The organism is Bradyrhizobium ingae, from assembly GCF_055791185.1.
This window is the reverse complement of record NZ_JBVUBB010000027.1, coordinates 106,960-118,217: the sequence shown is the minus strand read 5'-3', so window position 1 is coordinate 118,217 and position 11,258 is coordinate 106,960. Positions and strand designations below refer to the sequence as shown.

8 protein-coding genes and 2 pseudogenes are annotated in these 11,258 nt (G+C 58.8%); 4 read left to right on the top strand and 6 right to left on the bottom strand.

What is annotated here, in order from left to right:
- Positions 1-334: 334 nt before the first annotated feature.
- The 4 genes and pseudogenes from ltrA to ACV1FX_RS29985 all read left to right on the top strand — a co-directional run.
- Positions 335-1,810 carry a group II intron reverse transcriptase/maturase gene (gene ltrA / locus ACV1FX_RS30000; protein WP_473121157.1) on the top strand — a complete coding sequence of 492 codons (1,476 nt, stop codon included), beginning with the start codon at positions 335-337 and terminating at the stop codon, positions 1,808-1,810.
- A 71-nt stretch (positions 1,811-1,881) separates the two neighbouring features.
- Positions 1,882-2,487, top strand: a pseudogene (locus ACV1FX_RS29995) (transposase family protein); the annotation flags it as partial.
- A gap of 24 nt (positions 2,488-2,511) precedes the next feature.
- On the top strand, positions 2,512-3,555 hold the full coding sequence (locus ACV1FX_RS29990) for an IS110 family RNA-guided transposase (protein WP_473121163.1): 1,044 nt from the start codon (positions 2,512-2,514) through the stop codon (positions 3,553-3,555).
- 302 nt (positions 3,556-3,857) lie between these two features.
- A pseudogene (locus ACV1FX_RS29985) lies at positions 3,858-4,337 on the top strand (transposase); the annotation flags it as partial.
- A gap of 293 nt (positions 4,338-4,630) precedes the next feature.
- Here ACV1FX_RS29985 and ACV1FX_RS29980 read toward each other — a convergent pair.
- The 6 genes from ACV1FX_RS29980 to ACV1FX_RS29955 are packed head-to-tail and all read right to left on the bottom strand — an operon-like array spanning position 4,631 to position 11,132.
- On the bottom strand, positions 4,631-5,827 hold the full coding sequence (locus ACV1FX_RS29980) for an aminotransferase-like domain-containing protein (protein WP_473121156.1): 1,197 nt from the start codon (positions 5,825-5,827) through the stop codon (positions 4,631-4,633).
- Entirely contained in the window at positions 5,820-7,409 is a 1,590-nt protein-coding gene (locus ACV1FX_RS29975; protein ID WP_473121155.1) for a class I tRNA ligase family protein, read from the bottom strand. Before ACV1FX_RS29975 ends, ACV1FX_RS29980 begins: the two co-directional genes overlap by 8 nt.
- Position 7,410: 1 nt before the next feature.
- The gene (locus tag ACV1FX_RS29970; RefSeq protein ID WP_473121154.1) at positions 7,411-7,740 is read right to left on the bottom strand and encodes a cupin domain-containing protein; all 330 of its coding nucleotides are present in this window, start codon (positions 7,738-7,740) and stop codon (positions 7,411-7,413) included.
- 24 nt (positions 7,741-7,764) lie between these two features.
- On the bottom strand, positions 7,765-8,544 hold the full coding sequence (locus ACV1FX_RS29965) for a phytanoyl-CoA dioxygenase family protein (protein WP_473121153.1): 780 nt from the start codon (positions 8,542-8,544) through the stop codon (positions 7,765-7,767).
- 21 nt (positions 8,545-8,565) lie between these two features.
- Positions 8,566-9,813 (bottom strand): MFS transporter, encoded by a 1,248-nt coding sequence (locus ACV1FX_RS29960; protein ID WP_473121152.1) that lies wholly within the window; start codon positions 9,811-9,813, stop codon positions 8,566-8,568.
- Complete coding sequence (locus ACV1FX_RS29955; protein WP_473121151.1) at positions 9,810-11,132, bottom strand: lysine N(6)-hydroxylase/L-ornithine N(5)-oxygenase family protein; 1,323 nt, start codon at positions 11,130-11,132, stop codon at positions 9,810-9,812. The genes ACV1FX_RS29960 and ACV1FX_RS29955 overlap by 4 nt, the downstream gene beginning before the upstream one ends.
- Positions 11,133-11,258 lie beyond the last annotated feature (126 nt).

Here is an 11,258-nt window from a genome sequence, read left to right as displayed (position 1 = left end):
TCGCACACTGGAAACTCGGACTACGCGGCTCGTTGGCTTGATGGGAGCCCAGTGAGGGGAGACCCTCACGCTGGGATCTGAGAGAGGCCGGTGGTGAGATTCCGCCGGCCTACTCGCCCGCGAAAGAGAAGTGTCCCGGATGCCGACGCCGTTGCTGGCGCGGAAGGTAAAACGGGAGGGCGCGGTTTCGCGAGCGCCCTTTCCGATCCGGCGTGGTCGTAGACCCTGGCATGTATGGAAGCTCCTTGTACGGGAACCGGGAGATCTCCGGGTTGGCCATGACCTCTTTGGAGGACTTGGTCCGCAGCGAGAAGGCGAGGAGCCGTAGACGCTGATGCACGACACGGAGAAGTCTGACCCCGGCATAGTAGCCGTGAAGCTAACGAACAAAACCGGGCAACCGGTTGCGGAGTTGGTGGAGCCAAGGCCGGGGACCAAGGGAAACGCGGAACAGCAACGCATGCACCGAACACAGGGCCGGGTTCGCATGTCCCAGTCGTTGGACCGCGTACGGAAAGCCGCAAGGCTGAGGAAGAAGGACCGGTTCACCGCGCTCTTCCACCATATCAATGTCGATGCACTCCGGATGGCGTTCTACGCGCTCAGGCGCAAGGCCGCTCCTGGCGTGGACGGCATGACTTGGGAGAACTACGAGGCAGAACTCGAGCCCCGGCTCGCAGATCTGCACAAACGGGTTCAACGGGGAGCGTACCGCCCGCAACCGTCGCGCCGGACGTACATACCGAAAGCGGACGGAAAGCGGCGACCTTTGGCGATCGCCACCCTGGAGGACAAGATCGTCCAAGGGGCAACCGTCATGGTGCTCAATGCCATCTATGAAGGCGACTTCTGTGGCTTCTCCTATGGGTTTCGGCCCGGACGGGGACCGCATGATGCCTTGGATGCACTGTGCGTCGCGATCGACAAGCGGCGGGTGAACTGGATCATAGACGCCGACATCCAGAATTTCTTTGGGGCTGTCAGTCAATCATGGCTGGTACGTTTCCTGGAACATAGGATCGGCGACAGGCCCATCATCCGCCTAATCCGGAAGTGGTTGCAGGCGGGTATTCTCGAAGACGGGATCGTGACTGTTGATGACAGGGGAACGGGTCAAGGCTCGGCGATTTCGCCGCTCCTCGGCAACATCTACCTGCACTATGTTCTCGACCTGTGGGCTGAGCGCTGGCGACAGCGCGAGGCCAAGGGTGATATGATCATCGTGCGTTATGCGGATGATGTAATCGTCGGCTTCGAGCACGAGGGCGATAGTCGTCGCTTCCTCGATGCGCTGCGTGAGAGGCTTGAGGAGTTTATGCTGTCGCTCCATCCGGACAAGACACGCCTGATTGAGTTCGGCCGCTTCGCGGCGGTCGATCGCAAGCAGCGTGGGCTTAGCAAGCCGGAGACCTTCGCGTTCCTGGGGTTTACGTTTCTATGCGGCCGATCACGAAGTGGGCGCTTCCAACTTAAGCGGAAGACCCGCAGGGATCGGATGCAGGCGAAGCTGAGGGAGATCAAGGAGGAGCTGAGGCGACGACGGCATCAGCCCATTGCCGAACAAGGACAGTGGCTGCGGCAAGTCGTCGTGGGGCACACCGCTTACTTTGCAGTGCCCACCAATGGTTGGGCAATCACGTCTTTCCGACACCATGTGGTCGATCTCTGGCGGCGCACGCTTCGGCGGCGCAGCCAGCGGGATCAAACCACATGGATTCGGGTTGCTCGGATCGCTGATCATTGGCTCCCCAAACCACGCATCCTTCATCCATGGCCGGATAAGCGATTTGCCGTCACCCACCCGAGGTAGGAGCCGAGTGCGGGAATTCCGCTCGCTCGGATCTGTGCGGGGGGCGCCCGGCAACGGGCGTCCCTACCGCGAACACCTTCCCGCACGAGCGCTCGGACCTGAGCCATTGGCGCAAGCGGCTCGGCGACAAGCTGGAGCTGCTGCTGGCCGAGAGCCTGCGGGTGGCGAACGCGGCCGGCGCGTTACGCGGCCAGGACCTCAAGCGCGTCACGGTCGACACCACGGTGCAACCGAAGGCCATCACCTTTCCGACTGATGCCAAGCTCTTGCATGCGGCCATCAGGGGTCTCAACCGCCTGGCGAGACAGCACGGCGTCAGGCTGCGGCAATCCTATTCTCGCGTGGCCAAGGCAGCCGCGATGATGGCGGGTCGCTACGCTCATGCCAAACAATTCGGGCGGCATCAGCGGCAGTTGCGTATCCTGCGCAGCCGGCTGGGCCGGATCATCCGCGACATCCGTCGCAAGATCGAGGACCAGCCGGCACTGGAAGAGGCGTTCGCACTCCCCCTTGGCCGAGCCAGCCAGATCCGCTCGCAGCAGCAGCGCCAACGCGGCTGGAAGCTCTATTCTTTCCATGCCCCGGAGGTGGAGTGCATCGGCAAGGGCAAGGCCGCTGCACCTTACGAGTTAATGGCATGGACCACGCCCGCTCTCAGCGGCAACGTGGAGCCCGGCGAGGCAGCAGCAGGAGCGCAAGCCATGTCGAATACAAACATTGTCACAATCGGTATCGATCTCGGGAAGAACACATTCCATGTCGTTGGTCTCGATGCCAAGGGCGCAATCACGCTACGCAAGAAGCGGTCGAGAAATCAGCTTGACCAGTCGCTGGCCAATGTTCCGCGTTGTCTGATCGGAATGGAAGCGTGTGCAGGCGCACATCATCTGGGTCGCAAGCTCGAGAAATTAGGCCATCAAGTACGGCTGTTGCCGGCACAGTACGTCAAGCCATACCTCAAGGGTCACAAGAATGATTTTCGGGATGCTGAAGCGATCGCCGAGGCCGTTCAGCGGCCGACAATGCGGTTCGTCCCAGTGAAGTCGGCCGAACAACTCGATTTACAGGCACTCCACAGAGTTCGCAGTCGATTGGTGACGCAGAGAACGGCGGTCATCAATCAAATCCGAGGCTTTTTGCTTGAGCGAGGGCTACCAGTGCGGCAGGGAGCGGCAGCACTCCGATTGGCGCTCCCCCAAATCCTATCAACATCTTCGGAAAGCCTGTCACCTCGGGTGGTTCGGCTCATCCAGGACTTGGCCGAGGACTGGCGTTATCTCGACCGTCGCGTCGCGTTAGTCACCAAGGAGATCAACGAGATCGCGGAGCAAGATGCGCATTGTCGCCGCCTGATGAGTGCGCCAGGCGTCGGGCCGATCATCTCAAGCGCGATGATCGCCGCGATCGGAACTGGTGATGCGTTCCAGAAGGGCCGCGACTTTGCGGCATGGCTTGGTCTGGTACCGAAACAAATCTCGACCGGCGATCGAACCATTCTCGGTCGCATATCAAGACGCGGCAACCGTTATCTACGGACACTGTTCATTCAGGGAGCCAGAGCCGTACTGCTGCAGCGCCAAACCTGGGCCAGGCACGGCTTCGGAGCCTGGCTGGACGCAGCATCGAAGCGGCTCCACTCGAATGTATTGGTTGTTGCCTTGGCCGCAAAACTCGCGCGGATGGCCTGGAGCATGCTCGCAAAAGGCCGTGACTACGAAGCGAGTTTCCTGGGCCACGCTGCGTAGGACGTCCGACCCGGGAAGGGGAAGGAGGGAAGATCCACGATCCGATCGGGGAATAGATAGCGCACTATCCCGCCGAGGTTTGCGAGACGGAAAGGACGAATGGAGAAACGGTTCCACCGACACTTCTGAAGCCTGGTTCACGCCATGGCCCTCCTTGAGGCCGGCGAGTTATTGAGGACAGAAGTGAGCGGATATCCATAATGGCTCGGGGCGACAGCCTCACATCGAAGCCGGATAGATTGGCGCAAACCGCATCATCCCTTTGTTGATTCCTCTTGCAACGCGGGCGTGGTCCATAGATCGGTGTGAAGGCCTCCATCGTCACCAACAACCGCCAGGCCCCCGGCGGCCTGTTCGTGCTGCACGCCAGCGCGATGCCCGACAACCCGTACGACGGTCACACCTTGCGCGGCGTTATCGATCGCACCGAGACACTCACTGGCTGTCCGATCGAGCGGGCCTATGTCGACAAGGGGTACCGCGGCCACGACGCTCAAAATCCACGTCGCGTCTTCATCTCCGGCCAGAAACGCGGCGTCTTCGGCGTCATCAAGCGCGAGCTGCGCCGCCGCTCCGCCATCGAGCCCATCATCGGACACATGAAAGCAGAAGGTCATCTCGGCCGCTGTTACCTCAAAGGCCGTGCCGGCGATGCCGCCAACGTCATCCTCTCAGCCGTTGGCCACAACTTGCGCCGCATCCTCGCCTGGCTCAGGGAGTTCTTGCGCCTACTCCTATGGCGAACGCTCGCCTGTCCCGCAAAGCTCAATCCGGCTTCTTAACGAACGACTATTTATCGCTACGAGACTGGCACGGCCAACGTGATTGGCGCTGCGATTGGCCAACAGTCCCGGCCTAATCTTCGCTGAGCTGGTGTTGCTGTTGCTGTTGTGGCTTAGTCCTGAACGCTTTGCTCGGCTAGTCGTTACCCCAACCCGCACTTATAACCGAAGACCGTCGTTGCCGGACGTTGGAAGTCATCCCTCCCGTTCGGGAGGCATATTAGTCCTGACAACGCATGTTGATGGAGCCACCCCTCGAACTCGCAGACGTATTGGACCGGCGCGTCATTATATCACAGTTCCAATCGGCCATTTTCCGCGAGCGTCCGTAGCGATCTCGTGCACAGCCTTGCATGCAGCTTATCCAATCTCGCTAATCCCTCCTCAATCAAATTCGTCGAAAGGTAGCTAAAGCAAAGGCGTATATGTTGGCCACTTCGTGGGCCATAATGACGGCCGTGCACAAGGTGCACGTCGTGCTCGCAGCGCGCAGCCTCAATGAAAGCTTCAGCCTCAATTCCAGGGGCGAGCCGTACCCAAAACGAGAAACCGCCGCTTGGAAGGAGATAGTCTGGCTCGCAAAACCGGCTATCCTGCAGCAACGTGTTCAAGCTGTCGCGCTTGGCACGATAATGCTGGCGTAGTCGTACAATGTGCGTATCAAGTGCGTCGGACTGTAGCAACGACAAAACGATATTGCTGACAATAGGGCTGACCCCGCCGTCGCATTTGAGGCGTGCCAACCTCGTGATGACATGCGAGTCTGCAAGGACCCAACCCACTCGCAATCCCGGTCCAGCTAGCTTGGAGATGCTGTGGATATTTATGACGTTGCCGCCCGGCGGCAGCCAATCAGCTGCACCATTGTACGGTAACTCCGAATAGACGAGATCCTGTACCAAGGCCACGCCATGCTGGGCCAACATTGCTGAAACTCGGGCCATGTGGGTGCGCGATATCTGGCGCCCAGTCGGGTTATGAAATGCTGGCGACGTGTAGAAAAGTTTCACGCGGGCATTGCGGCGCAAGGTCGATTCAAGCTCGTTCAGATCGACGCCATCGGCGCTCATCCCAAGCTGGAGGATGGTTGCCCCCGCGATCGAAAAGATGCGCAGTGCACCCAGGTAAGACGGGTCCTCGGTCAGGACCATATCGCCCGGGTCGAGCCAGGTATCGCCGATCAGTTGCAGAGCCTGTGAAGCACCAGCGGTAAGGATAACCTCCTGATGCTGCACATTATAACGCTGTGCGAGCCTTGTTCGGAGCTTGGGCAAACCGACCGCATCCGTATATTGAAGCAGATCAGCGGTGGCGACGCCAGTATTTTGGCTTAATGCGTCCGGCCAGGCCAACTCTGAGAACATCGCCGGATCGGGGAGCCCATATCCGAAATTGATCGCGTGCTTCGCACTTGAATAGTTGAACGGCGCAAAGCCCTGAGCGAGGGAGCTGCGCGTCGAGACAGGCGAGTTCATGGCTTGCTCATTCATATCCTGCTATCTTACTTAGCTGGCGCCTGCGAAAACGCTCATTGTACGCTGCGATGAAATGCGTGGGTACCGCGGCGCTGAGGCGTGGGAAGTCTATCTTTGGTGGCAGGCCAGCTTTCGCTGCCAGCTTCCCGAAGGACGGCTGCCATGCTGCACCGAAGAAATGCCGGCCATATCGGATCGAAAGCTCGGGTACCACAGGGTACAGTAGGCTCAGGAACAGCGAGATCTCCATGGCATTCCACATGCCGCTGTTGTCACGCGCAAAATCGGCTACCTCGAAGTACCCATCGACGATATCAAGCGCATCCCAAAATCGGAGGTCCTCGATTGCATCCGCGTAACGCTGAGCCAGGATGCGCAAACGAGATCTCAGACGTCTGCTGTCCAATGTGCGTGCCTTGCTGGCATATTGGCGCAATGCATCTTCCCAGACCCGAAGGTGTGATGCAGCCGTGACCAGGCTCTCAACATTAAACTCGTTCTCGTCTCTGCCGAATGGCCGCGCAATTCGAGCGAGCGCGTACCTAAGTACATTGGGGTCCACCTCGCGCGCCACTTCGTCAGCCCAAAGCGCATGGTCGCGACTGGTCGAAAACTTTTCCCCCTCGAGCTTATAGAAATCCTGTATCGAGTGGTTTGCGGGAATTGGATAGCCACGCGCGAGCAGGGCGCCCGTCACACCTATCGTGTAGTAGAAGCGATTGTCCTGGCCCATGAAAAACACAAGCCGCGTGCTAGCGTCCTGCATGGTTGATTTGGCGTCCAGAAAATCATTGGCGCATTGCTCACGAATTCCAGTGTCGTAGCACCACAAACCTTCGAACCATGTGAGCAGCGTTTGGCCGAACAAAGCGTCAGGCTGCACTAACTCAACACCATGACTGAAGTGGCGCGACATCGGCAAAACATGCATATCGCTGGTGAGCCAATCGCGCGCCTTCTCCCGCACGGCCTCGGGCCATGCGCTTTGTCCAATGGCTGCGTCCAGCGCCTGGGCGAGGCGAGGCGTATCGAACACGGCCTGCTCAACGGGCCTTAGTACAAGATTGTGGCCGCAGGTGGTGTGCCGGGCATTGCATAATGTGTCGTGGCGAATTGCCAGACCACAGTTCTCACACAAGTTACTGTCGGTCGCTGAACCGCAGGCTGGACAATTTCCAACGGCCAGCGAGTCCGCGACAAATTCGTCGCAATGCTCGCAATAGAGTTGAACACCATTGCGGACTTCGACGTAACCAGCCTCTTGCAGCTCGCGGAAAATCGCGAGCGCGTTCTCCTTATGTATCTCGCTGGACGTGCGAACGAAAACATCGGGCGTGATGTGAACCGCACGCAGGCACTGCAGGATCTCGTCAATGTGCTTTTGCGCGACATCGCTAACGGGCTGCCCGAACTTTCGCGCCTTCACGAGCGTATATGTACCATGCTCATCCGCGCCCGTGATGTAGTGCGCGCGATGCCCGGCCATACGCTGAAAACGCACGAAGATGTTGGCGAGCAAGTATACGCCGCCGACGTGACCGAGATGCAATTTGCCGTTAGGGCAGGGGGGAGCCGGACATACGAAATAGGTGCGCATGTCAATCCCACCAGATGGAGAGGAATTTCAGAGTATTCTCCTGGCTGAGATTGCGGATGGCATGGGTCTGGTGCGGGGGCATGTAGAACAAAGTTACGTCCTTCACCGACCGGATCTGCCCGCCGGCCACGAACTCTCCCTCACCGGAAATCAGCACCCATAATTCGTGCTCGTGGTGCGCGTGCAGATCGACCGCGCCACCGGGGGTGACCTCAACGACCGAGGCACCGAACTCGGGGCTGAGATCATCCGGCAAATGCTCCAGCAAGCGACAAACCAGCACACCATATTCGGTTCGCATCAGGGAGCGATCGATCTGCTTCGTGTACACGTCGTCTTTCCTTAGGCGTTGCGATCACTCGCGATAAAAGATGCCGTTAGGCGTCTTTAGATCTTGGAGGTCAGCTACCTTGCCCTCCGGTGGGTTATAGGCACGCTTCATCCGATTGTATTCGGCACGATCAGGACCGGCAGTGGATGCCCGCTGGAACACCAAATAGAGCATGCGGCGAGAGCGATCGCTCTTGTTCGGGAGTGAGTAGTGGGGCGCGTAGTCGTCGAAAATGAACACGTCGCCGGCTTTCCAGGGCACCGGTTCCCATTCAAAGCCCTCGGCCACTTCCGGGTTGATGACACCGCCGGCATCCATGGGAAATACTCCCTCCTTGTGGCGCCCCGGAGTGAAGAACAGACCTCCATTGTCAGGAGCCGAATCGTCGATCGCAACGGCTGCAATGGCATGCACCATTCGATCCGGGAGCTTGTGGGGGATGTGATATATGTCCTGATGTGGGCGGTACCCGCCGCTATCGGGGTACTTGAAGATCAGCAGCTCCTTGAGCATCCGCGTGGCTTCATCGAGTAGCTTCTCTATCGCGGTGCAAATGCGACCGTCGGCCAGCAGCGTCTGGCGTAGCGCATCATGGTAGTCGAGGAAGTTCTCGACCTTTGAGATGATCTTGCGATCATCTGTGGTCTTCTCGAACCACATCATCCATTTATCGATGCTTACCTCCCAGCGCGCGACGTCCTCCACGAAACCAGAGATCCTGTCGCGCGTAGGTGCATCAAAGAAGCCTTCAAGCCGAAGATATCCATCCTGATGCCATTTCGCCTTTTGTGCGTCGGTCAGCATTTCGCGAGCTCCTTTCTCATGTTACAGAGAGCCAATTGTTGCCTTTGGGCGGAGTGCGATTGCGAGCACTCCATTAAAGGCGGTCGCACCCAATAGCGTGAGCAACATCGCATCGGGGCCAAATTCGCGGATCAACTGCCCCCCAAGGAACGGAAAGCCGAACAACCCGAGAAAATAGGCTAAGGTGAAGATCTGCGAGGTAACCGGGACGGAGAGCCCACGCTCGCCAGCGAGATTGACGGCCATTCCGTTAAGGATGGAATAGCAGAGCCCGTAGCCTGTGGCGAAGATTGCGGCGGCCAGGATATAGAGCAGATCGTCGCCTTCATTGACAATGAACAACGCCAATGAGGCGCCGGTCGCGATAAAGAGCGTGAGCGCAAGCCGGTGTACGGGCACTCGGTCCAGCGTATGGGCGACAGAAAAGCGAAGCGCCACGCTGGTAATGGTGAATACCAGGAAAAAGAGGTCGGGATTGAGGTCACGTGATGCTGCATAGGCACTCTGATAGGTCGATAGCCCCGAGAAGATGCAGGCCGCAACCGTGATCATGAGGATCGGTGCGGCCGTCGCGTGTCGAAGCAGGGCGAGCGTCGTGGTGAGGGTGATCTCGATGTGAGGCATCGGCACCGAGGGGATGCTCAACATGGCATTTCGTGCGACGCCTATGCAGATGGCCGCGACTGCGCAGGCCATGGCGAACAGCGCGTACATGATCGCCATTGACCCCGTGTAGTCTGCCAGAAAGTGGCCGAGCGGAGCCGCTAGGCCAAGCCCGGCCATCTGTGCGCCAGACAAGATCGTCAGATGTTGGATACGGGCTGTGGGGCGTAGATGGCGGATGATCTGCAGCGGCGACAGGATGAACAACCCAGACCATCCCACACCGACGAGCATGCCGCCTAAATACGCTATTCGCGTGTCGAACACTGCGGCGGCAAAGGCTGCCATGGCCAGCGCCATCACGACCGAGGCGGCAGCCATCGTCGGCAGAATGCCAATACGTTGAGCCAGGCGGCCTGCCAGGCAGCAACACACGATGGTCGCAACCATGCCACTTGAGATCATGGAGCCCGCGACATCGCGCTCCATACCGAGGGTTTCCACATATTCCGGCAGTACGAAGCTCGTGCCATAGGCTGCAGCGATGACACCAGATGCGAGCAAAAATGGTCCGAAGGCGCGGTAGGACAGTCTGCTAGCGAGGCGATCCGCAGCTCCAGGGGGCACATCGACAATACGCAAGATAGAGGACCGTGCCGCGTTCATGTGATCGCGCTCATGTTTTCTGCCGATGTCATTGCATCCGATAGGTCGTTCAGTTCTGCATCGTCTGGGCTCTCGTAACCACCCAGGAGTTGCCCAGATTGATCGAGGTAAAACGGCTGCCCGAGGAGGCTGTTGATAATGAGGCTGTTGCGGTACGCCACCAGCGACAGATTTGCGCTCTGCAATCCGTGCTGCAGACGGCTTTGATTCTGCAAATAGACCGGTCCTGGCATTTGCTGCATGAAGCTGACCGCGTAGTCCGGGCCGAGCACGGGCAGGTCGTCCTCCATGTGGGCGCTGCCTAGGAGCGACTGCAGAAAGCGGGGCGTGCGCGGTTGGAAGCCCGTCGCGAGCACGATGCGATCAACGACGATACTGTGAGGCTGCTGCCCGAAAAGACCGGTCAGATCGACCCGCCAGCGCTTGTCGAGAGGCGTGATGTGCTTCACGACGACACTGGAGAGTAACTGAAAGCTCTCAAGAAGCGCACCCTCCACGTCTCGTTCATACAAAATGTCGTAGAGGCGATTGCACAATTCGGCAGAAATGCCATCGCTGGTCAGCTTTTCGCGCTCTATGATGGCACGACGGTGCCGAAGCGGCAGGGTGTGAAAGCGCCGGCTGTAACCGGGCATATAGGCCTCGTTGACGAAACTGGTATCGTCCATCGCAAACAGGTTCGAGCGCGAAGTGACCCAGGTAATCCGGGGGGTATCGGGGCGAGTGAGCATGTGCTCGACAATCTCCGCGCCGCTTTGACCGCCTCCCACCACGAGCACATGCTCGTCCCTGCGTGGTGAGTCCCGGTCAAGATAGTCAGCCGCATGGTAGACAGTGTCGCAAATTAGAGGCTTAGCGCACCGGGGGATCTTTGGCTCGACGCCAACTGCGATCACCACGGCGCGCGCAAGGTATGTGGTTGTGCTCGTACTGACGCGATAGGCGTCCCTGAAGGGGGCGATGTCGACCACTTCCTCGTTGAAGCGGACCGTGCCGAGTTGACGGGCGACCCACTGGTAATAGTCAGTGAACTCCCGCCGAGAGGTCGAGGCGTTGCGTTTGTTGATGAAACTGTAGAGCCGCCCGTTTTGTGCGAGGTAATTCAGGAAAGAATAGGGACTGGTGGGGTTGACCAAGGTCACGCAATCCTTGAATGGCGACACTTGCAGGCGGCTGTTCGGCAGCGCTAGTCCCGGATGCCAGCAAAATGTGTCGCGCTTCTCCAGGAATAGTGCGCGTAGCGGGGTAGGTTCAATCAGCGCTGCCAGGCTGAGATTGAACGGACCGATCCCGACGCCAATGACATCCAGCGTATCCACGAAGCTCTCTCTCGTGCCTGTGTAAGGTCATCCCCGCTTGAGCAAGGCGGTCAGTTGCTGCGTATGGAAGCCTACAATCTGACACTGCGTGAGATACAAGTTGTTTTATGTCGCAGTGAACCGGAT

Bases quoted from the DNA above. Each gene is read 5' to 3' on its own strand.
- ltrA (WP_473121157.1), top strand. From the start codon at position 335: ATGCACGACACGGAGAAGTCTGACCCCGGCATAGTAGCCGTGAAGCTA.
- ACV1FX_RS29990 (WP_473121163.1), top strand. From the start codon at position 2,512: ATGTCGAATACAAACATTGTCACAATCGGTATCGATCTCGGGAAGAAC.
- ACV1FX_RS29980 (WP_473121156.1), bottom strand. From the start codon at position 5,827: ATGAATGAGCAAGCCATGAACTCGCCTGTCTCGACGCGCAGCTCCCTC.
- ACV1FX_RS29975 (WP_473121155.1), bottom strand. From the start codon at position 7,409: ATGCGCACCTATTTCGTATGTCCGGCTCCCCCCTGCCCTAACGGCAAA.
- ACV1FX_RS29965 (WP_473121153.1), bottom strand. From the start codon at position 8,544: ATGCTGACCGACGCACAAAAGGCGAAATGGCATCAGGATGGATATCTT.
- ACV1FX_RS29960 (WP_473121152.1), bottom strand. From the start codon at position 9,813: ATGAACGCGGCACGGTCCTCTATCTTGCGTATTGTCGATGTGCCCCCT.